This is a genomic window from Lysobacter antibioticus, assembly GCF_001442535.1.
GTDB lineage: Bacteria > Pseudomonadota > Gammaproteobacteria > Xanthomonadales > Xanthomonadaceae > Lysobacter > Lysobacter antibioticus.
The window spans coordinates 1,903,778-1,923,760 of record NZ_CP013141.1; the positions used below are offsets into that span (position 1 = coordinate 1,903,778).

Genomic DNA, 19,983 nt, shown 5'->3' on the forward strand with positions numbered 1-19,983 from the left:
GCCTGCGCGTGATCGCGCCCGCGATCGACGACCCGTAAACCCGCCGGCGCTAAGCGGGCAGGGCGATACCTGTGCCAGTCGTCACTTACACAGACGCCCGCGAAGAGGGCGGCAACAAGTCGCTTGGCCACGGCGTTGACGGCGTCCGGGCCGTCGCTTGCGCCGGGCTGTTCGAGAAGCGTGAACGCCCGATGCACGGATTCTCTTCCGGCGTTCGAGCGAACGATTTTTTTATTCTCTGCGGGGCGGTGTTCTCTGTATCGTTCGGCTCGCAGTCGATCACCGTGATGCAGCGCTCATAAACGCTGCGAAGTATCCGGATCGATCGCGTCGCAAGCTTTCGCGCCCGCACGACGGATGCGGCGGCTGCCTCGCACCGTAACTGTTTCGAGATCGAAAGCGACGAGACGCCACCGCTCTTCGCCGAGGTGTCCGTACCCCCATGAATTCGCCATTGCCGGCTGCCATGCAGCCCGGGCAATCGTTTCGACTGTGCGTTGTTCGGTCGCAACGGCCGCGGCGATGGCATCAGATCGAGGTTGGATGAGCACGACCGATTTGTCCCAGGAACGCAGGGTTCGCATCGCCGCATCGTCGATCGCGGTGGCGACGACCTTGTCGATCGGCGCGCTGCTGTTCCGTCCGGTCGCGTTGCCGCCGGCGGCGTCGGCGATGGATGTAGTGCTGATCGATCGCATCGTGCGTATCGATTCGCCGCCTGCTGTTTCGCCGGCGAGCACCCAGCGCCCGGGCACAGCCGCGCCGGTCAGCAGAAATCCGGAGCCCCGGCGCGAACGGCCGCGCCAGCCGGACACTACCGCGCGCTCTGCGCAGACTCCGGTGACCGCCGAATCGCCGCCGCCGTCGCCTGACGCTGCCGTCCAGCCCGCGCCGCCGAACCGCTGGCTGCTGCCGGATCGTTTCAGCTTGCGCCCGCGCGATGCGCAGGCCGACCCTGCGCTGGCGCCGAAAGTGCGGGCGCCCGGAGACCCGAGCGAACGCAGCCAGTACTACGCCAAGAAGCTATTGGAACGCGGCAACCCGCTTGGCGAGCAGCCTGCGCCCTTGCACGACTGGTTCGACGACGCCAAGGCAGCACCGACGATATCCAAGCGGATCGCCGAAGCGCTGTACGGCAAGGAAATCCAATCGGCGAAAGCGCGGCCGCCACCGTCGGTGCGGTTCCGGCCGGAACTGCACGAGCGGCCGTCCGACCTCGGCAGCGAGGCCACCGGCAATGCCTACAAGGCAGCGGCCGTCGCTTACGAAGCGGTGCCCGGACTCGAAGGCGAAGCCAGCCGGCGTATCCGCGAAGCCATCGAGCTGCTGCTCAAGCTGCCCACGGCTTGCGAGCGGCAAACCGTGGAGGAGTGGCTGGCGCCCGCGCGCAAACACCTGGCCGAGCTGGAGCGCGTGGAATACGCCTACGGCCACGGCGCCGACCCGATACGCCGCGAGCACATGCTGCCGCGCGCCGCCGACACCGCCTACGATCAGGCCCGACGCGCGCTGTCGTATGCGGAAGGGCGGTTGGGTGGGTGTGGGAAGTGAGCAGCTAGAAACGAGTAGTGCGCGATTCACTCGCTGGCTTGGCGGTCGTCGGTGCGGCCATGCCTGCGCGAGGAGGCTTGTGGTGTAGGGCTTGCGGTGTTCGCTGCCTTAGACACAAAAAAAGCCGGAAACCCTGAGGTTTCCAGCTTCATTTGTGATCCGTAGATCGGTATTGGTGGAGGTGGGCGGAATCGAACCGCCGTCCGAAGGCACTCCATCCCCGGCACTACATGCTTAGCGCTCCGTTAGATCTCGCCCCCGAACAGCACGGCGCGCAAAGCGCATCCAGGAGCCAGCCTGTTTTGAGTTGACCGGGTGCTGACAGGCAACCACTCCCGGCGATTCCGTGATAATGACCCTACATTGCGAGCACGGACACAAGCAATTTCGGGGCTTACGCCTTAAGCGGCGAGAGCGTAGTTGTCGTCGTTGGCAACTAAAAGTTTGCAGCTGGATTTACGAGGAAAGCTACCCCCTCGGCATGCGCCAAGTGATTTCGCGACCCCCGTCGAAGCCAGTGCACCCCCGGGGACAGCAACCATCGTTGACGTGTTCAGTATAGGGGCTGGCGGCGGGTTCTCAAGCGTTACCGTGTAATGACGCACCGGCGATTCAGGCGCGGGGCTCTAACACGGTGCGCGGACACGCAGCCGCCGGCTATCGCGATGCGATCGGGTGGATGCGCGAACGGCCGCGTGCGCGGCCGTGCCGGGAGTCAGTTGCCGTCGAGCAGTTCGATCAGGGCGCGGCGCTTCTTGCGCGACAGCTTGCGCATCAGGCCCATCAGGCGCAGTTCGTCGGGGTCGCTGTATTTGGCGGCGTTTTCGCGCACCGACAACGATTTGCCTTCGATGGTGCCGCGGCCGGTCGCCAGCCACTCGAAGCTGACGTGTTGCTGCACGGCGATCTGCAGCATGCGTTCGAGTTCGGGCAGGGCCAGGCCGACCAGCCACTTGCGGGCGGTTTCTCGGCTGACGTCGTAGTAAGCGGATAGCGCGCCTGTGCGGGCCCGGCCTTTGGCGAATCCTGAAAAATCGAGGGCCTGGTGCAGCCGATTGGCGAATTCTTGGTGAGGCGCGTTGGTCATGAGGTCTCGCCGGAGCATCCTGCAGGGCTGAAACGTGGGCGCCGCCCACCCTGGCTGTCGGCCGGGCGAGGATAGCGCAACTCATTGTTGCGTACGCTTCCCGAAATTGATCACTCTTTTTGGTCGTTGAAAAGAGCAATTTGCGGTGGTAAGTTGGCTGGGCATGGATGCCACTCAGAGGTCACGCTATGGAAGGCAGAGCTAAAAAGAAGGCCCGGCGGAGTGCCGGCAACGCTGCGAACGAGGCCCTGGCGCCCCGAACCCGGGTCGCGCGCAGGCGGGCGCAAGGCGAATCGCCCAACCCCATCGAACGCTATATCGCCTGTTTCGCCACCGCCCGCGAGGCGGCATCGGCGGCCGGGGTGTCGGCGGCCATGCTGCGGCGCATGCGGGTGCGCGGCTATGTCTCGACCCGGGCGCGGGCGTTATTGATGGCCCAGGCCTGCGAGTTCCGGATCGAGGCGGTCGAGCTGATGGCCTTGCCGAAGGGGGACGGCTGATGGCCCGGTTCGAATCAGGGTTGCGGTCGGAGCTGGGGTCGGAGCTGGGCTTGGGGCAGGGCCTGGGCGCGTTGTTGCTGCAGCCGGCGGCGCTGGCCTTCGGGCTGTGCCTGTTGCTCGCGGCGGCGGGGTTGGCCGGGTGGTGGTGGCGACGGCGTCGGCGCCTGTCGCCGCACGAGCGCCTGGCCTGGCGCGCCGACCGCAACGGGCGCGCGCTGCTGCAACTGGCCGACGAGATCGAGGGTTTCCTGGTCCGGCAGCACCAGGCCGGCGTCTCGATACGGCAGCAGCGGCACTGGCCGCAACTGTGTCGGCAGGTCGCGGCCGAGCACCTGGAGTGCATCAATTGCCTGTTGCTGGAAGGGGTCTGGCACGAGGAGGGCAAGCCGCCCGGCGACCGTTGATCGGCGGCCGGGGCCGTGAAGCCGCCACTACAATCCGGCGGGTATGCTTGCGGCGATGACGACGACCGATCCGGCCGCCCACGCCAACCCCCCGAACGACGGGGTCGACTCCGAACTTTCCGGCCTGATGCCGCGACGCGGTTATCTGCTCGCGCTCGCGGTGTTGATCGGTGCGCTGATCCTGGTGTTCACCGCGTGGCGGATCGCGCGCGACCGCGAACTGCGTTCGGCGCAGGCCGAGTTCATCAGCCAGACCGTGCAGGTCACCGAGCTGATCCAGCAACGTCTGGTCAATTACGAACTGGTCGCGCGCGGCGGCGTGTCGTTGTTCGCCTCGGTGCAACGGCCGACGGCGGCGCAGTGGAAGGCCTATGTCGAAGGCATGAACATGCAGCGCCGGTTTCCGGCGACGCTGGGCCTGGGCTTCAGCGGCTACGTGCCGCAGCGGCTGCTGGTGCAGTTGCAGAACGAATGGCGCGACGCCGGCTACGGCTTGCTGTCGATACGGCCGCAGGGCCGGCGCGAGGTCTATGGGCCGATCCTGTACCTGGAGCCGAAGACCCCGGCCAACGTCGCCGCGATCGGTTACGACATGTACGCCGAGCAGGTGCGTCACACCGCCCTGGAAGCGGCGCTGGACTCGGGCCAGGCCTGGCTGTCGGGCAAGATCCAGTTGATCCAGGACGGCGACAAGCAGAACACCGGCATGCTGTTGGCTTTGCCGGTCTACCTCGGCGGCGGGCGCCCGCAGACCCTGGAGCTGCGGCGCGCGGAAATGCAGGGCTGGGTGTACGTGCCGTTCCGCATGGGGCGTTTCGTCGAAGTGGCGCTGGGCGACACCCACGGCGACATGCGTTTCCGTATTTTCGATGAAACCGGCGGGCGCGACGAGCTGCTGTACGCCAGCCCGAACCTGAAGACCGATACCACCGCGGCCTTCGTGCACCGCGCCGCGTTCGACATCTACGGCCGCACCTGGCGCATCGAGTACGAATCGGCGCCGGTCGAGCAGGCGGTGCCGCGGCTGGAAGGCCTGCGCAACATGTTCGCCCTGGGCCTGTTCTCGGCCTTGTTGCTGTACAGCATCGCCTTGATGCTGGCGCGCACCGAGTCGCGCGCGCGCCGCATCGCGTTGCGCATGACCGAAGACTTCCGCCGCAGCGAAACCCGGTTCCGCAGCGCCATGCAGTACTCGGCGATCGGCAAGGCCTTGCTCGACAGCGAGGGCCGCATCGTCGATTCCAACCCGGCCCTGGCCACCATCGTCGGCCTGGGGCCGGCGCAGTTGCTGGGCCAGCGTTTCGACAGCCTGCTCGAAGACGACGACGCCGAAACGCCGAGCGGCGCCAGCTACACCGAAGAGGACGGCGTGCACCGGGCGACGCGCCGCCTGCGCCGCGCGCACGGCGTCGCGCGCCAGGTGCAGCTGACCTATTCGCCGGTGCCCGGCAACGTCGGCCAGGACATCAGCGGCCTGGTCCAGGTCGAGGACGTGACCGAGCGCATGCGCGCGGAAGCGCGCGTGCACGCGCTCAACCGCACCCTGGAGGCGCGCGTGGCCTTGCGCACGCGCGAGCTCAGCCAGGCCAACCAGGAGTTGGAAGCCTTCGCCTACAGCGTCTCGCACGACCTGCGCGCGCCCTTGCGCGCGATCGACGGCTTCAGCCGCATCCTCGGCGAGAAATACGCCGACCGTTTCGACGCCGCCGGCAACGATTACCTGGCGCGGGTGCGCAAGGCCGCCGCGCGCATGGGCGATCTGATCGATGCGCTGCTGAAGATGTCGCGGCTGGCGCGCAGCGAGCTCAAGCACGAATCGGTCGACCTGAGCCGGGTCGCCAACGAGGTGATCGAAGAGCTGCGCATGGGCGATGGCCAGCGCAAGGTCGAGGTGTCGATCGAGCCCGGCATGCAGGTGATCGGTGATGCCTCCTTGCTGCGCAACCTGCTCGGCAACCTGCTCGGCAACGCCTGGAAGTTCACCCGCGACCGCGACCCGGCGCGGATCGAGTTCGGCACCCAGGAGACCGCGAGCGGCGTGCGCGAGTTCTACCTGCGCGACAACGGCACCGGTTTTCCGCAGGCTTATGTCGACAAGCTGTTCCGGCCGTTCCAGCGCCTGCACAGCGTCGAGGATTTCGCCGGCCACGGCATCGGCCTGGCCTCGGTCAAGCGCATCGTCGAGCGCCACGGCGGCACGATCCGCGCCGAAGGCCGCGAAGGCGAGGGCGCGTCCTTCTATTTCACCTTGCCGCATGACGGGGGTGGGCGAGGGGAATGAGGCGAGGGGACGTGCGCTGAGATGGGCCGCTAAGGCGGTGCGTTAAGCTTGGCGAGCAGCTGGCTTACGCCGCTCCTGCCGGCCAGATAGATGGGAACGGTTGGGCCGGCTTCGGAGGCGAGATCGCCCCTCGTTTCAGTCCACTTCGGTTGGTCGCGGCTCGCGCCGCTCCTACCCCAAAGCGGCGACCTGCCCGGGTAGGAGCGGCGCAAGCCGCGACCGCGAAACCCCACGCGCCGGCGCCAACGACCGCAGCCCGCGCATGGCGGGCCGGGTGTTGCGTGTCGGATGAGGCGAGGGGCCGTGGGGACGGTCCGCCGATGCGGGTCGAGGCCTCGATTATCGTCGCGAGGTGTTGTCGCCGGTCGCGGCTCGCGCCGCTCCTACCCCCAAAGCAGCGACTTGCCCGGGTAGGAGCGGCGCAAGCCGCGACCGCGAAACCTCACACGCCGGCGCCAACCGCCGCAGCCCGCGCATGGTGGGCCGGGTGTTGCGTGTCGGATGAGGCGAGGGGCCGCGGAAACGGTCCGCCGATGCGGGTCGAGGCCTCGATTATCGTCGCGAGGTGTCGGTTGCCGGTCGCGGCTCGCGCCGCTCCTACCCCCAAAGCGGCGACTTGCTCGGGTAGGAGCGGCGCAAGCCGCGACCGCGAATTTCACACGCCGGCGCAGACGACCGCAGCCCGCGCATGGCGGGTCGGGTGTTGCGTGCCGGATGAAGCGAGGGGCCGCGGAAGCGGTCGGCCGATGCGGGTCGAGGCCTCGGTTATCGTCGCGAGGTGTTGTCGCCGGTCGCGGCTCGCGCCGCTCCTACCCCCAAAGCAGCGACTTGCCCGGGTAGGAGCGGCGCAAGCCGCGACCGCGAATTTCACACGCCGGCGTAAACGACCGCAGCCCGCGCATGGCGGGTCGGGTGTTGCGTGCCGGATGAAGCGAGGGGCCGCAGAAACGGTCCGCCGATGCGGATCGAGGCCTCGGTTTTCGTCGCGAGGTGTTGTCGCCGGTCGCGGCTCGCGCCGCTCCTACCCCCAAAGCAGCGACTTGCCCGGGTAGGAGCGGCGCAAGCCGCGACCGCGAAATCGATGCGGCCGCGCAGGCAAACGGCCCGCGCACGGGCGGGCCGGATGGTGGGTGCTTTACGGAACCCGCCGGTCGGCGGGCCCCGAATCAGGCGTCGCGGTTGTGCCGGCGCATCACGCGCTGCTTTTCGCGCGCCCAGTCGCGTTCCTTGCTCGCCTCGCGCTTGTCGTGGCTCTGCTTGCCCTTGGCCAGCGAGATTTCGAGCTTGACCTTGTTGCCTTTCCAGTACATCGCCGTCGGCACGACCGTGTAGCCGTCGCGCTGGACGCGGCCGATCAGGTTGTCGATCTCGTTGCGGTGCAGCAGCAGCTTGCGGGTGCGGCGTTCCTCGGCGACGACATGGGTCGAGGCGGAGATCAGCGGGCTGATCTGCGCGCCGATCAGGAACATCTCGTCGCGCAGGATGACGGCGTAGCTTTCGGTGATGTTTGCGCGTCCGGCGCGGATGGATTTGAGCTCCCAGCCCTGCAGCGACAGACCGGCCTCGAAGCGTTCTTCGAGGTGGTAATCGTGACGCGCACGCTTGTTCAGCGCGATGGTGCCGCCCGCGCTGCCCTTTCCTTTATCCTTGCCGGCCTTGTTGTTCGTAGTTTTAGCCATGAGCGATTGTCTCCGATCCGGAGGCGGTTTGGCAGCCATCCGCGGCCTTCGCCCGGCTACGATGCCGCTTGCGGCAACCGGCGGTCTGTTTTTCCCCGCTTGAAATCCGCCCCGCGGCCCCTATTGCGATAAGCACATGCCTACGATTCGCCGTTCCGCCCTCGTCGAACACTCCGCCGCGCGCATGTTCGCCCTGGTCAACGATGTCGCCGCGTACCCGCGCCGTTTCGACTGGTGCGAGCAGGCGCTGGTGCTCGAAGCCGACGAGGCCCACATGGTGGCGCGGCTCGACCTGGGCCTGGGCGCGCTGCGGACCTGGTTCACCACCCACAACAGCTTGTCGCCGCCGCACCACATCGAGCTGAAGCTGGTCGACGGGCCGTTCCGCAAGCTCGGCGGGCGCTGGGAATTCCACGCCCTGGACGAGTCGGCCTGCAAGGTCACCCTGACCCTGGAGTTCGAGCCGGCGGTGAAGCTGCTGGGGCCGGCGATGGCGCTGGGCTTCCAGAGCCTGGCCGACCGCATGGTCGATGATTTCGTGCGGGTCGCCGATCGCGGCGCCGAACCGGCGCTGCCGCCGGTGACCGGCCCGAGCCCGGCCTGAGCGGCATAGCGGTGAAGATCGAGCTGGTGCGTGCCTGGCCGCGTCGTTTCGAGGCGCTGAGCCTGGAACTGGCCGACGGCGCCACCGTCGCCGACGCGCTGGACGCGGCCGGTTGGGGCGCGGATGCCGAGATCACTGGCTACGCCGTGTTCGGGGTCAAGGCGGTCGCGGATACGCCGCTGCACGATGGCGACCGGCTCGAACTGCTGCGGCCCCTGCAGCTCGACCCCAAGGAAGCGCGCCGCCGCCGCGCCGCCCAGCGCCCGCTCAAGAAATAATCGCGCGCAAAACAACGACGGCCCGGACGCAGGGCGGCCGGACCGGCAGGGCAAACGCTGTAGCGGAGCGCGGCGCGACCCGAGGCCGCGCGGCGGGGATCAGCGCCGGCGGCGCTTGTCCTTATCCTTGTCCTTGGCCAGGTTGCGGCCGAACTGCTTGACCGAGGCGCGGGCGATCTGCTCGTCCTGCTCGGCGAAGTAGTCGCCTTCCCACTTGGTCAGGCTGTCGTTCTCGAACCACAGGGTCAGGTTCTTGCGATCGGTGTGGCCGAGGCGGTCGACGCGCTGGGTCGAGGTGTAGTCCCAGCGGTTCTGGTGGAACGGGTCTTCGATCGACGGGGTGCCCAGCAGCAACTGCACCTGCTGCTTGGTCATGCCGGTCTGGAGCTGGTCGATCGCGGTCTTCTCGAGCAGGTTGCCCTGGTAGATCGGCTGCTTGTAGATGATGCCGCAGCCGGCGGTGAGCATGGACAGCGAGAGGACGAGCAGGAGCTTACGCATCGGGTAGGGTTCTGCGGCAGTCGAAGGCAACGAGGCCGATGATACACTGAAGCCCGCACCCACCAAGGGCGGATCACGGCGCGCGGAGACCCCTCGCGTTCATCCGCCATTCCGGCCCAGCCAGCCCCGTCCGCTCCATGCGCAGCCGCCCGCGGCCACGGCCAGCCGGTCAACACCCAGGCACGGCGAACGCCGGCCGAATCGATCTGAAGGGAACACTCATGGAATCGCAGGACCTGCGCAACGTCGGACTCAAGGTCACCCATCCGCGTCTGCGGATCCTGGAGCTGCTGGAGCAATCCAAGCCGCGCCACATGACCGCCGAGGACATCTACCGGATGTTGCTGGAAAAGGGCGAGGACATCGGCCTGGCCACGGTCTACCGCGTGCTGACCCAGTTCGAGTCGGCGGGGCTGGTGCTCAAGCACAACTTCGAGGCCGGCCAGTCGGTGTACGAGCTCGACCGCGGCCATCACCACGACCACATGGTCGACATCGACAGCGGCAAGATCATCGAGTTCGAAAGCTCGGAGATCGAAGAGCTGCAGCGCAAGATCGCGGCCAAGCACGGTTACGAGATCGAAGAGCACTCGCTGGTCCTGTACGTGCGCAAGAAGAAGTGAAGGCCGCCATGTCCGGCGAGACGATGTTGCCGTGCTCGTGCTGCGGCGAACTCGTCGCGCTGTCGGACATGGAGTACTCCTTCACCTTTCCGGACGCTTATCACGCCCTCGACAACGCCGCGCGTTGCGCGCCGGACACCTTCTGCGACGCGAATTTCTGCGCGATCGGCGGCGGCCAGCTGTTCGTGCGCGGGGTGATTCCGTTGCCGGTCGAAGGCGGCGGCGACTACTGCATCGGCGCCTGGGTCGAACTGGCCGAACACGATTGGCGCCTGGCGCGGATGATGTGGGACGAGCCCGGCAACGACCGCGTGCCCGAGTTCGCCGGCACCCTGGCCAACCACATCCCGCGCGTCTACGAGTTCAGCACCCTCGGCCTGGAGCTGCGGGTGCAGTTGCACGACGACACCCGCCCGACCTTTCGCCTGCTCGACAGCGGCCATCCGCTCGAAGACGAACAGCGCCAGGGCATCACCCCGCACCGGGCGGCGTTCTTCACCGGGCTGCCGGACCTCGATTGAGGCGGCTATCGATCGAGCTTGCTCGATCGATCCAGGCCGAAGCCGCTCCGAGGCGAGCTTGATGCCGGCTCCGAATCCCGAATCCCGAATCCCGAATCCCGAGTCCCGAGTCCCGAGTCCCGACCTCAGACCACGTCGGCCAGCAGCCGCTTGGCCGCGGCACGCACTTCTTTATTGAGTTCGATGCCGCCGAGCATGCGCGCGAGTTCTTCTTCGCGCTGCTTGGCGCCGAGCACCTGCACCGCGCTCTGGGTCACGCCTTCGCTGGCGGCCTTGCTGACCCGGTAGTGGGCGTGGCCCTGGGCCGCGACCTGGGCCAGGTGGGTCACGCACAGCACCTGGCGGCTGGCGCCGAGCGCGCGCAACTTCTGCCCGACGATCTCGGCCACGGCGCCGCCGATGCCGGAATCGACTTCGTCGAAGACCATGGTCGCGACCGCGTCCAGGCCGAAGGCCGCGACTTCGATCGCCAGCGAGATGCGCGAGAGTTCGCCGCCCGAGGCGACCTTGCGCAGCGGCCGGGCCGGCTGGCCGGGGTTGGCCGCGACCAGGAATTCGACGCGTTCGCCGCCTTGCGGGTCGGGGCGGTCCTCGTCGAGCGGTTCCAGGGCGACGTCGAAACGTCCGCCGCCCATGCCGAGTTCGCCGATCAGTGCGCTGGTGGTTTCGGACAAATTCTTGGCGGCCTTGCGGCGCGCCTCGCCGAGGGTGTCGGCGGCGCGGCGCCACTGCGCGCGCGCGCTGTGGATTTCGCCGTCGAGCACTTGCAGGCGATCGCCGGCGCTGCGCAGCAGTTCGAGCTCGCCGGCCATGCCGTCGCGGGTGGCGGGTAATTGCTCGGGTGCGACCCGGTGCTTGCGCGCCAGCTCGTGCAGGCGGCCGATCTTGTTCTCGATCTGCTCGAAGGCTGAAGGGTCGAGGTCGAGGTCGTCGCGGACCCGGTCGAGCAGGGTCAGCGCTTCGTCGATCTGGATCGCGGCGTTGTCGAGCATGGCGTCGACATCGTTCAAGCGCGGCTCGTGCTCGGCGACGCGTTGCAGCTCGCCGCGCACTTGTTGCACCAGCCGGGTCAGCGACGGGCCTTCGTCGCCGCCGAGGCGGGCGAAGGCCGATTCGCAGGCGGCGATGAGGCCGGCGGCATGAGCATGGCGGCGATGGTCGCTGAGCAGCTTGGCCAAGGCCTCGGCTTCGAGCACTTCGCGCTCGAGTTCGGCGTGTTGATGTTCGAGCCAGGCGATGCGGTCGGAGACGTCGCCCTGCGCCGACAGCGTGTCGCGTTCGCGCAGCAGCGCGCTCCACTGCTGCGCGGAGGCTTCGACCACGGCCAACGGCGCGTCGTGGCGGCCGTAGGCGTCGAGCAGGCCGAGCTGGCTGGCGCGCGACATCAGCGCCTGCTGTTCGTGCTGGCCGTGGATCTCGACCAGGCGCCCGGCGAGCTCGCCGAGCTGGCTCAGGGTGACCGGGCGGCCGTTGATCCAGGCGCGCGAACCGCCATCGGCGCGGATCACCCGGCGGATCTGGCAGATCGCCGCCTCGCCGTCGCCGGTTTCGTCGAGTTCGTTGTCGCGCAGCCAGGCCGCGGCCAGCGGGGCATCGTCGAGGGTGAAGTCGGCGACCAGTTCGGCGCGGTCGGCGCCATGGCGGACCACGCCGCTGTCGGCGCGCAGGCCGGACAGCAGACCGAGGGCGTCGACCAGCAGCGACTTACCGGCACCGGTTTCGCCGGAGATCACGGTGAGGCCGGGACCGAAGCTGAGTTCGGCGGCGCTGACGACGGCGAATTGCTTGAGCGAGAGGTGAGCGAGCATGCGGCGGCGATTGTGCCTTGGCGGTGCGGGACTGGGAATGGGCGGCAAGCGGGCCGGAGGGTAGGGCGGATGCGGATCACAGGGTGAGACGAGCGGATGCGCGCGCCGCCGGCAGTGTGCACGAGGATTCTTACCGATGCCGACGCAGCGCGCATAGCCGGGCGACGGATGCGGACCGCCATCGGCGAATCCGGGCAAGGCGCTTGCGCCGGCGGGCGTCCGCGCCTATATCCACAGCATGAATCGCCGACCGCCCGATCCGAGCCTCGACCCGCGCGCGCGGCAACTGCTGCGCACTCTGATCGGCCGTTACATCCACAGCGGCGAACCGGTCGGATCGCAGACCCTGGCCAAGCACGCCGGCCTCGACGTCAGCGCGGCGACGATCCGCAACATCCTGGCCGACCTGGAAGACGTCGGTCTGCTCAGCGCGCCGCACGCCTCGGCCGGGCGCATCCCGACCGTGCAGGGCTACCGCTTGTTCGTCGACTCGCTGCTGCAGGTGCGGCCGTTGCCGGAAGGCGAGGTCGCGCGCTTGCGCAGCGAGCTGCCGTCGGGCTCGGGCACCCAGGCCTTGCTCGGCAGTGCTTCGGAGCTGTTGTCGGCGATGACCCACTTCGTCGGCGTGGTCAGCGTGCCCAAGCGCGAGCAGTTCGCGTTCCGGCGCATCGATTTCGTGCCGCTCGACGCCCAGCGGGTGCTGGCGATCCTGGTATTCGCCGACCAGGACGTGCAGAACCGCATCATCCAGACCCGCCGCCCCTACGACGCCGGCGAGCTCGAACGGGTGGGCAACTACCTCAACGCACACTTCGCCGGGCGCCCGGTGGCCGAGATCCGCGCGACCCTGCTGCTGGAGCTGCGCAACGCCCAGTCGGAGATGCAGACCCTGCTGGCGCAGTCGGTCGAGCTGGCCGAGCAGGTGCTCATGCCCGACAACGACGACATGGTCCTGGCCGGGCAGACCCGGCTGATGGGCGTGCAGGAGCTGGCCGACCTGGACCGGCTGCGCGAGCTGTTCGAGGCCTTCGCCCGCAAGCGCGAGATCCTGCAGTTGCTCGAACGCACCGTGCGCGCCCCGGGGGTGCGCATCTTCATCGGCGAGGAGACCGGCCTGGCGCCGCTGGAGGGCGTGTCGCTGGTGACCGCGCCGTACACCGCCGGCGGCCGCGTGCTCGGCGTGCTGGGGGTGATCGGCCCGACCCGCATGGCCTACGACCGGGTGATCCCGGTGGTGCAGGCGGCCGCGGATGCGCTGGGGGATGCGTTCGCGGTCACCGAAGGGGACTAGGCGAGGGCGGTGACCCGTCCCGGACGCCCGGGGTAGGAGCGGCGCGAGCCGCGACCCACCGAAGTGGACTGAAACGAGGGGCGGTCCCGCCTTCGAAGCCGGTCCAGCCGTCCCCATCTATCCAGCCCGTCCAAAGCCCCGGGGTAGGAGCGGCGCGAGCCGCGACCGCCATCTTTCGGGTGGGGCGGATCTCTTGTAGGCCATCGGCTTCGGGCCGAGCCGGGGTCGATCGCTTCGGTTGGTCGCGGCTTGCGCCGCTCCTACCCCTGAAGCAGGGGCGCCGGGGTGCGCAATCGCCTCCCGAAACCCGCCGCTCGACGCCGATGCCGGGCGATCGATGCAGATCCGGGCACTTGAACCGCACCATCGCGGCCCCATAGCTGGCCTGTCGCGGAAAAACCGCCAGGACCTAGCATGAACCAACACGATCCTTATTCCGAACTCAACCCAGCGGCCCAGGACGAGGTCCCGGGCACCGAGGTGTCCGAAGTCGAGGCGCTGCGCGCCGAGCTCAGCAAGCTGCGCGAGGACACGCTGCGCGAACGCGCCGAACTCGACAACCAGCGCAAGCGCGTGTCGCGCGACGTCGAGATGGCGCGCAAGTTCGCCAACGAGCGCCTGCTCGGCGACCTGCTGCCGGTGATCGACAGCCTCGAGGCCGGCCTGGCCGTGGCCGGCGACGACGCCAGCGCGTTGCGCCAGGGCATGGAACTGACCCTGCGCCAGCTGCTCAAGGTGGCCGGCGACAACGGCCTGGTCGCGGTCGACCCGGCCGGCCAGCCGTTCAACCCGGAGCATCACCAGGCCATGAGCATGGTGCCGGCGCCGGGCGTCGCGCCGAACCATGTGGTCCAGGTCTACCAGAAGGGCTGGCTGCTCAACGAGCGTCTGCTGCGCCCGGCGCTGGTGGTGGTCGCCCAGGACGCCTGAACGACCCCGGGGCGGTCCCGGCTGCGGCTCGCCGCGGTCGCGAAACCGAAGCGGGGTGCGGCGCGAGCCGCGAACGGACGTTCCGGGAAGGGCCGGGACGGACGTCATGAGGGCGGGGCACGGGCGCTTGAACTGCCCGGCACCTAGCCCCAAATAACGAACATCGGCGGCACGGCGCACAGCGCGGACCGCCCCAACTATTCAAGCATTCGAGAGGGAGCACTACGTATGGGCAAGATCATCGGCATCGACCTGGGCACCACCAATTCCTGCGTCGCAGTGATGGAAGGCGGCAAGGCCAAGGTCATCGAGAATTCCGAGGGCGACCGCACCACGCCGTCGATCGTCGCGTTCACCAAGGACGGCGAAGTCCTGGTCGGCGCCTCGGCCAAGCGCCAGGCGGTCACCAATCCCAAGAACACCTTCTATGCGGTCAAGCGCCTGATCGGCCGCAAGATGACCGACGCTGAAGTCCAGAAGGATCTCGGCCTGGTGCCGTACGCGATCGTCCCGCACGACAACGGCGATGCCTGGGTCGCGACCCTCGACGACAAGAAGATGGCGCCGCAGCAGATCTCGGCCGAAGTGCTGGGCAAGATGAAGAAGACCGCCGAAGCCTACCTGGGCGAGCCGGTCACCGAAGCGGTCATCACCGTTCCGGCCTACTTCAACGACAGCCAGCGCCAGGCGACCAAGGACGCCGGCAAGATCGCCGGCCTGGAAGTCAAGCGCATCATCAACGAGCCGACCGCGGCGGCGTTGGCCTACGGCATGGACAAGAAGGGCGGCGATCGCAAGATCGCGGTCTACGACCTCGGCGGCGGCACCTTCGACGTGTCGATCATCGAGATCGCCTCGGTCGACGGCGAGATGCAGGTCGAAGTGCTGTCGACCAACGGCGACACCTTCCTCGGCGGCGAAGACTTCGACAAGCGCGTCATCGACTACTTGGTCGAAGAGTTCCAGAAGGACCAGGGCATCGACCTGCGCAAGGACCCGCTGGCCCTGCAGCGCCTGAAGGACGCGGCCGAGCGCGCCAAGATCGAGCTGTCGTCCTCGCAGCAGACCGAAGTCAACCTGCCGTACGTCACCGCCGACGCCTCGGGCCCGAAGCACCTCAACATCAAGTTGACCCGCGCCAAGCTGGAGTCGCTGGTCGAGGACCTGGTCAAGAAGACCATCGAGCCCTGCCGCATCGCCCTCAACGACGCCGGCCTGCGTGCCAGCGACGTGGCCGAAGTGATCCTGGTCGGCGGTCAGACCCGCATGCCCAAGGTCAGCCAGGCGGTGGCCGAGTTCTTCGGCAAGGAACCGCGCAAGGACGTCAACCCGGACGAAGCCGTGGCCGTCGGCGCCGCGATCCAGGGCGGCGTGCTCGCCGGCGACGTCAAGGACGTGCTGCTGCTCGACGTGACCCCGCTGTCGCTGGGCATCGAGACCCTGGGCGGCGTGTTCACCAAGATCATCGAGAAGAACACCACGGTGCCGACCAAGGCCTCGCAGACCTTCTCGACCGCCGAGGACAACCAGTCCGCGGTGACCGTGCACGTGCTGCAGGGCGAGCGCGAACAGGCCCGCTTCAACAAGTCGCTGGCCCGCTTCGACCTGTCCGGCATCGAACCCTCGCCGCGCGGCATGCCGCAGGTTGAGGTGTCGTTCGACATCGACGCCAACGGCATCCTGCACGTCAGCGCCAAGGACAAGAAGACCAACAAAGAGCAGAAGGTCGAGATCAAGGCCGGCTCGGGTCTGTCCGAGGAAGAGATCGCCAAGATGGTCGCCGACGCCGAAGCCAACCGCGAGGAAGACCAGAAGTTCCACGAGCTGGTGCAGGCGCGCAACCACGCCGACGGCCTGATCCACATGGCCCGCAGCACGATCAAGGAGCACGGCGAGAAGTTGCCGGGCGACCAGATCGGCCGCGCCGAGGCGGCCATCGCCGACCTCGAAACGGCGATGAAGGGCGACGACAAGGGCCAGATCGAGGCCAAGTCGAAGGCGCTGGAAGAAGCCGCGCAGTCGCTGTTCGCCGCGGCCCAGGCCGCGCAGCCGGACGCCGGCGGCGCCGCTGAAACCGGCTCGGCCAAGTCCGAGGACGTGGTCGACGCGGAATTCACCGAAGTGAAGGACGACGACAAGAAGTAAGCCGGGAATCGGGAATCAGGAATCGGGAATCGGAAGAGCCAGGCTCTGCCGGTTCCCGATGTCCTTTCCGACCTGGTAAGTCCTCGCTGTAACGAATCCCGACTCTCGAATCACGAATCCCGGCCTTATGAGCAAACGCGACTATTACGAAGTGCTGGGCGTTGCGCGCAACGCCGGCGACGACGACCTCAAGAAGGCCTATCGCCGCTGCGCGATGAAACACCATCCGGACCGTAACCCGGGCGACGCGGCCGCCGAGGCTGCGTTCAAGGAATGCAAGGAGGCCTACGAGGTCCTGGCCGACGCCAACAAGCGCCGCGCCTACGACCAGCACGGCCACGCCGCGTTCGAGCACGGCATGGGCGGCGGTGGCGGCGGCCCCGGCTACGCCGACATGGGCGATATCTTCGGCGACATCTTCGGCAACATCTTCGGTGGCGGCGGAGGAGGCGGCGGTGCGCGCGCGCCGCGTCGCGGCGCCGACATCGGCTACGTGATGGAGCTGTCGCTGGAAGAGGCGGTCGGCGGCATCGAGAAGCAGATCGAAATACCGACCCTGGACGCCTGCGACACCTGCGAAGGCAGCGGTTCGGCCGACGGCAAGGTCGAGAGCTGCACGACCTGCGGCGGCCGCGGCCAGGTGCGTTTCCAGCGCGGCATTTTCTCGATGCAGCAGACCTGCCCGCATTGCAACGGCCGCGGCCAGAGCATCGCCAATCCCTGCGCCGACTGCCACGGCCAGGGCCGGGTCGAACGCACCAAGACTTTGTCGGTGAAGATCCCGGCCGGCGTCGACAACGGCGATCGCATCCGCCTGACCGGCGAAGGCGAGGCCGGCCCGACCGGTTCGCCGCCGGGCGATCTGTACGTGGAAGTGCGCGTGCGCGAGCACGAGATCTTCCAGCGCGACGGCGACGACCTGCATTGCGAGGTGCCGATCCGGATCTCGCAGGCCGCGCTCGGCGACACCATCCGGGTGCCGACGCTCGGCGGCGAAGTGGAACTGCGCATTCCGGGCGAAACCCAGAGCGGCAAGCTGTTCCGTCTGCGCGACAAGGGCGTCAAGTCGGTGCGCAGCCGCAAGCCGGGCGATCTGTACTGTCGCGCCGTGGTCGAGACGCCGGTCAACCTGACCCCCGAGCAGCGCGAGCTGCTGGAGAAGTTCGAGGCTACGTTCGTGGGTGAGGGGGCGCGAAAGCACTCGCCACGGTCCTCCACCTTTCTGGACGGGGTCAAAGGATTCTGGGACCGCATGACGTCCTGAACGGGCTTAGTTTCGAATCCACATGAAAGAGGGGCTTCGGCCCCTTTTTCATGGGCGTCGTTCGCTGTTCGTCGCGGGCGGTCGCTCGCGCGAAACGCGCCGCGGCCGCTGTCGTTTCGGCGCCCGCTTGGCGATGCGCCGGGTCTCGTGGTTCGCGGTCGCGGCTTGCGCCGCTCCTACTCTTTGCACTCGCCGCTTTCCGGGTAGGAGCGGCGCAAGCCGCGACCGCGGGGCTTCCCTCGCGTCGTCGCTTCCCTCTGCCCACGCGCAGCCAACGCGCCATATTCCAGGCAGAAAAGACCAGGCCGCTTCGACCACGCGATCCTCCGCAATCGGTCGCGCCACGCCGCGCAACAAAACGCCGGTCGATGTGGTAGAACGTTGCCGTGCTGATCGGCGCGGCGGGATGCCGCGGGCAACCGCCACTCATAGGGAATCAGGGGTAGAAAGGATGCGAATGATTACGCTGCGGCTGTCGGCCGCGATCTGTTTCGTGCTGGGCGCCAGCGTCGCGACGGCCCAGACCGCGCCGTCCGCCGGACAGGCCAAGGCGCCGGCCGGGGCCGCGAAGGCCGCCAGCGCCAAATCGGCCAAGGAAGAGCCGCTGCGCAACGAGCGCCTGCACCTGACCTATACGGTCCAGCCGGACGGCGCCTATATCGAACAACGCGAGTCGGCGATCAAAGTGCTGCAGGAGGCCGCGCTCGAATACGTCAAGCACGAGTCGGTCAGCTACAGCGCCAGCATCCAGACGCTGGACATCCTCGAGGCCTATACGCGCAAGGCCGATGGCCGCCGGATCGATGTGCCGAAGTCGAACTTTCAGGTCGAGACCAACGACGGCCGCGAGGGCGGCGGCCCGGCGTTCTCGGATATCGCCACCACCAGCCTGGTGTATCCGGACCTGGCGGTCGGCGATACGGTCGTGCTGAGCTACAAGCTGACCGGCAAGAAGCCGATGTTCGAAGGCCATTTCTCCGACATCACCGGCTTCAACAGCGATCACTACCAGGGCGATATGCGCATCAAGATCGACGCGCCCGCCGGCATGTGGACCCAGAAGCGCAGCTTCGGCGCGCTCAAGCAGGTGCGCGACGAGACCGTCGGCGATCGCCAGATCGTCGAATGGTCTTTCCAGAATCTCGACCCGGTCGAAAGCAAGGACAAGAACCGCACGATCTACGATATCGAGCAGTCCACCGGCTACGCTTATTCGACGTTCCGCACTTACGGCGACATCGCCAAGGCCTACGGCGAACGCGCGCTGCCCAAGGCGGTGCCGACGCCGCGTGTGCGCAAGCTCGCCGACGAGATCGCCGCCGGCAAGAGCTCGCAGCGCGACGTCGCTCAGGCCTTGTACGAGTGGGTGTCGACCAACATCAGCTATGCCGGTAACTGCATCGGCCTGGGCGCGGTGGTGCCGCGCGATCAGGAATTCGTGATCGACAACCGCATCGGCGACTGCAAGGACCATGCGACCTTATTGCAGGCGCTGTTGGCGGCCAAGGGGATCGAAGCGACCCAGGCGCTGATCAACGCCGGCAATGTCTACAAGCTGCCGAGCGTGCCGGTCGCGTCCAGCGTCAACCACGTCCTGAACTATCTGCCGGGCCTGGACCTGTACATCGACGCCACGGCCAAGGGCATCCCGTTCGGCGAATTGCCGATCTCGATCGCCGGCAAGCCGGTGTTGCGCATCGATCGGCCCGAGCTGGCGGCCAGGACGCCCGGCTTCAAGGCCCTGGGCAATCGCCAGCGCGTCAGCACCCAGATCAGCGTGCTCGAAGACGGTTCGATGAAGGGCAAGGTGGAGGTCGAACTGGCCGGCGTGCCCGCGATCGTGACCCGGGCCGGCTTGAAGGACCTCAGCGCCGAGGACGCCAAGGAGCTGGTCAAGAAGGTGTTCGAGCGCGGCGGCCTCAGCGCCGAGGGGGGGTTCACCCAGGACGACCCCAAGCCGCTGCGCAACGCGCATCGTTACAGCGCGACCTTCGACGTCAAACAGGCATTGCCGGTGCCGGGCGCGTTCCCCCTCGGCCCGGTCTTCTTCAATCCGATGCCCGTCGCGTCGCTGGTCGGCAGCGGCACCGAGGAAGCCCGCGATGAGGCCGAGAGCACCTGCACCGGTGGGCGTTCGGAGGAGATCTACCGCATCGAGTTTCCGGCCACGATGAAGGTCATTGCGGTCCCTCCGAATCTCAGCCTGGAGTCGGGCGGTTCGCGTTATGTCGCGACTTATACCCTCAAGGGCAATGTGCTGGAGGCCAGCCGCGTGATCGAGGACGCAACGGTGGGGCCGGTGTGCAGCAGCGAATACAACCAGGCCTACGATGCGTTCACGAAGAAGGTGTTGCCGAACCTGAAGGCCCAGGTGGTTTACCAATAACCCTGGTCGCCGGCCCGAATGCGGCCGGACAGGCAAAGGAGTCGTCGCGGCGGGAATGCCGCGACGAGCTCCGCCAGGCGGTTTGATCGAACGGTTTAGCTTGTCGCCGGGGGCGCGCAGCCGCTAGCCT

Annotated in this window: 19 protein-coding genes and 1 other RNA gene; 14 read left to right on the forward strand and 6 right to left on the reverse strand. The window is 67.8% G+C overall.

Features of this window, described 5'->3' with window-relative positions; all coding sequences use genetic code 11:
- The first annotated feature begins 71 nt into the window (after window positions 1-71).
- Window positions 72-302, forward strand: coding sequence for a hypothetical protein (locus GLA29479_RS24395; RefSeq protein WP_144436398.1), 231 nt, complete (start codon window positions 72-74; stop codon window positions 300-302).
- Here GLA29479_RS24395 and GLA29479_RS24400 read toward each other — a convergent pair.
- Complete coding sequence (locus GLA29479_RS24400; RefSeq protein WP_144436399.1) at window positions 297-815, reverse strand: hypothetical protein; 519 nt, start codon at window positions 813-815, stop codon at window positions 297-299. The genes GLA29479_RS24395 and GLA29479_RS24400 overlap by 6 nt on opposite strands.
- Before the next feature lie 25 nt (window positions 816-840).
- Here GLA29479_RS24400 and GLA29479_RS07705 point away from each other — a divergent pair, with 25 nt between their 5' ends.
- Window positions 841-1,551: a hypothetical protein gene (locus tag GLA29479_RS07705; protein ID WP_144436400.1), complete on the forward strand. Its 711-nt coding sequence runs from the start codon at window positions 841-843 to the stop codon at window positions 1,549-1,551.
- A 173-nt stretch (window positions 1,552-1,724) separates the two neighbouring features.
- On the opposite strand, the gene ssrA is transcribed toward GLA29479_RS07705, so the two are convergent.
- Both ssrA and GLA29479_RS07710 read right to left on the reverse strand, forming a co-directional pair.
- Window positions 1,725-2,078, reverse strand: a transfer-messenger RNA (tmRNA) gene (ssrA, locus tag GLA29479_RS23575).
- A gap of 188 nt (window positions 2,079-2,266) precedes the next feature.
- Complete coding sequence (locus GLA29479_RS07710; RefSeq protein ID WP_031373591.1) at window positions 2,267-2,638, reverse strand: helix-turn-helix domain-containing protein; 372 nt, start codon at window positions 2,636-2,638, stop codon at window positions 2,267-2,269.
- Between the two features lie 188 nt (window positions 2,639-2,826).
- Here GLA29479_RS07710 and GLA29479_RS07715 point away from each other — a divergent pair, with 188 nt between their 5' ends.
- The 3 genes from GLA29479_RS07715 to GLA29479_RS07725 are packed head-to-tail and all read left to right on the forward strand — an operon-like array spanning window position 2,827 to window position 5,823.
- The gene (locus GLA29479_RS07715; protein ID WP_057918169.1) at window positions 2,827-3,138 is read left to right on the forward strand and encodes a hypothetical protein; all 312 of its coding nucleotides are present in this window, start codon (window positions 2,827-2,829) and stop codon (window positions 3,136-3,138) included.
- A complete protein-coding gene (locus GLA29479_RS07720) occupies window positions 3,138-3,542 on the forward strand; it encodes a hypothetical protein (protein ID WP_144436401.1) in 405 nt (134 codons plus the stop codon). The genes GLA29479_RS07715 and GLA29479_RS07720 overlap by 1 nt, the downstream gene beginning before the upstream one ends.
- A gap of 55 nt (window positions 3,543-3,597) precedes the next feature.
- Entirely contained in the window at window positions 3,598-5,823 is a 2,226-nt protein-coding gene (locus GLA29479_RS07725) for a CHASE domain-containing protein (protein ID WP_057971250.1), read from the forward strand.
- Between the two features lie 1,166 nt (window positions 5,824-6,989).
- On the opposite strand, the gene smpB is transcribed toward GLA29479_RS07725, so the two are convergent.
- Window positions 6,990-7,502, reverse strand: a complete 513-nt coding sequence (smpB, locus tag GLA29479_RS07730; protein WP_031372713.1) for an SsrA-binding protein SmpB — start codon at window positions 7,500-7,502, stop codon at window positions 6,990-6,992.
- Between the two features lie 136 nt (window positions 7,503-7,638).
- Between smpB and GLA29479_RS07735 the strand changes: the two genes are divergently transcribed.
- Window positions 7,639-8,106, forward strand: a complete 468-nt coding sequence (locus GLA29479_RS07735; protein WP_057918165.1) for a type II toxin-antitoxin system RatA family toxin — start codon at window positions 7,639-7,641, stop codon at window positions 8,104-8,106.
- An 11-nt stretch (window positions 8,107-8,117) separates the two neighbouring features.
- Complete coding sequence (locus GLA29479_RS07740) at window positions 8,118-8,384, forward strand: RnfH family protein (RefSeq protein WP_057971251.1); 267 nt, start codon at window positions 8,118-8,120, stop codon at window positions 8,382-8,384.
- A gap of 99 nt (window positions 8,385-8,483) precedes the next feature.
- Here the strand turns inward: GLA29479_RS07740 and GLA29479_RS07745 are convergent, their stop codons facing one another.
- Window positions 8,484-8,885, reverse strand: coding sequence for an outer membrane protein assembly factor BamE (locus GLA29479_RS07745; RefSeq protein WP_031372716.1), 402 nt, complete (start codon window positions 8,883-8,885; stop codon window positions 8,484-8,486).
- A gap of 221 nt (window positions 8,886-9,106) precedes the next feature.
- Between GLA29479_RS07745 and fur the strand changes: the two genes are divergently transcribed.
- Together fur and GLA29479_RS07755 are read left to right on the forward strand one after the other, a co-directional pair.
- Entirely contained in the window at window positions 9,107-9,508 is a 402-nt protein-coding gene (gene fur, locus GLA29479_RS07750; protein WP_031372717.1) for a ferric iron uptake transcriptional regulator, read from the forward strand.
- Window positions 9,509-9,516: 8 nt separating this feature from the next.
- Window positions 9,517-10,029, forward strand: coding sequence for a DUF2199 domain-containing protein (locus GLA29479_RS07755; protein WP_144436403.1), 513 nt, complete (start codon window positions 9,517-9,519; stop codon window positions 10,027-10,029).
- Between the two features lie 125 nt (window positions 10,030-10,154).
- On the opposite strand, the gene recN is transcribed toward GLA29479_RS07755, so the two are convergent.
- Window positions 10,155-11,837, reverse strand: coding sequence for a DNA repair protein RecN (gene recN, locus GLA29479_RS07760; RefSeq protein ID WP_057971253.1), 1,683 nt, complete (start codon window positions 11,835-11,837; stop codon window positions 10,155-10,157).
- 238 nt (window positions 11,838-12,075) lie between these two features.
- Here recN and hrcA point away from each other — a divergent pair, with 238 nt between their 5' ends.
- From hrcA to GLA29479_RS07785, 5 genes are all read left to right on the forward strand, one after another.
- The gene (gene hrcA, locus GLA29479_RS07765) at window positions 12,076-13,128 is read left to right on the forward strand and encodes a heat-inducible transcriptional repressor HrcA (RefSeq protein WP_057971254.1); all 1,053 of its coding nucleotides are present in this window, start codon (window positions 12,076-12,078) and stop codon (window positions 13,126-13,128) included.
- A 414-nt stretch (window positions 13,129-13,542) separates the two neighbouring features.
- Window positions 13,543-14,058, forward strand: a complete 516-nt coding sequence (grpE, locus tag GLA29479_RS07770) for a nucleotide exchange factor GrpE (RefSeq protein WP_057971255.1) — start codon at window positions 13,543-13,545, stop codon at window positions 14,056-14,058.
- A 228-nt stretch (window positions 14,059-14,286) separates the two neighbouring features.
- Window positions 14,287-16,203 (forward strand): molecular chaperone DnaK, encoded by a 1,917-nt coding sequence (gene dnaK / locus GLA29479_RS07775; RefSeq protein WP_057971256.1) that lies wholly within the window; start codon window positions 14,287-14,289, stop codon window positions 16,201-16,203.
- A gap of 127 nt (window positions 16,204-16,330) precedes the next feature.
- Window positions 16,331-17,467: a molecular chaperone DnaJ gene (gene dnaJ / locus GLA29479_RS07780; RefSeq protein ID WP_057971257.1), complete on the forward strand. Its 1,137-nt coding sequence runs from the start codon at window positions 16,331-16,333 to the stop codon at window positions 17,465-17,467.
- A gap of 451 nt (window positions 17,468-17,918) precedes the next feature.
- Complete coding sequence (locus GLA29479_RS07785; RefSeq protein WP_169795625.1) at window positions 17,919-19,853, forward strand: DUF3857 domain-containing transglutaminase family protein; 1,935 nt, start codon at window positions 17,919-17,921, stop codon at window positions 19,851-19,853.
- The last annotated feature ends 130 nt before the right edge of the window (window positions 19,854-19,983 follow it).

What these genes read in the sequence shown, in the direction of transcription:
- recN (WP_057971253.1), bottom strand. Translation starts at nt 11,837, where the DNA reads ATGCTCGCTCACCTCTCGCTCAAGCAATTCGCCGTCGTCAGCGCCGCC.
- GLA29479_RS07715 (WP_057918169.1), top strand. Translation starts at nt 2,827, where the DNA reads ATGGAAGGCAGAGCTAAAAAGAAGGCCCGGCGGAGTGCCGGCAACGCT.
- hrcA (WP_057971254.1), top strand. Translation starts at nt 12,076, where the DNA reads ATGAATCGCCGACCGCCCGATCCGAGCCTCGACCCGCGCGCGCGGCAA.
- fur (WP_031372717.1), top strand. Translation starts at nt 9,107, where the DNA reads ATGGAATCGCAGGACCTGCGCAACGTCGGACTCAAGGTCACCCATCCG.
- dnaK (WP_057971256.1), top strand. Translation starts at nt 14,287, where the DNA reads ATGGGCAAGATCATCGGCATCGACCTGGGCACCACCAATTCCTGCGTC.
- GLA29479_RS07735 (WP_057918165.1), top strand. Translation starts at nt 7,639, where the DNA reads ATGCCTACGATTCGCCGTTCCGCCCTCGTCGAACACTCCGCCGCGCGC.
- GLA29479_RS07745 (WP_031372716.1), bottom strand. Translation starts at nt 8,885, where the DNA reads ATGCGTAAGCTCCTGCTCGTCCTCTCGCTGTCCATGCTCACCGCCGGC.
- grpE (WP_057971255.1), top strand. Translation starts at nt 13,543, where the DNA reads ATGAACCAACACGATCCTTATTCCGAACTCAACCCAGCGGCCCAGGAC.
- GLA29479_RS07755 (WP_144436403.1), top strand. Translation starts at nt 9,517, where the DNA reads ATGTCCGGCGAGACGATGTTGCCGTGCTCGTGCTGCGGCGAACTCGTC.
- GLA29479_RS07785 (WP_169795625.1), top strand. Translation starts at nt 17,919, where the DNA reads ATGCGAATGATTACGCTGCGGCTGTCGGCCGCGATCTGTTTCGTGCTG.
- GLA29479_RS07720 (WP_144436401.1), top strand. Translation starts at nt 3,138, where the DNA reads ATGGCCCGGTTCGAATCAGGGTTGCGGTCGGAGCTGGGGTCGGAGCTG.
- smpB (WP_031372713.1), bottom strand. Translation starts at nt 7,502, where the DNA reads ATGGCTAAAACTACGAACAACAAGGCCGGCAAGGATAAAGGAAAGGGC.
- GLA29479_RS07725 (WP_057971250.1), top strand. Translation starts at nt 3,598, where the DNA reads ATGACGACGACCGATCCGGCCGCCCACGCCAACCCCCCGAACGACGGG.
- dnaJ (WP_057971257.1), top strand. Translation starts at nt 16,331, where the DNA reads ATGAGCAAACGCGACTATTACGAAGTGCTGGGCGTTGCGCGCAACGCC.
- GLA29479_RS07710 (WP_031373591.1), bottom strand. Translation starts at nt 2,638, where the DNA reads ATGACCAACGCGCCTCACCAAGAATTCGCCAATCGGCTGCACCAGGCC.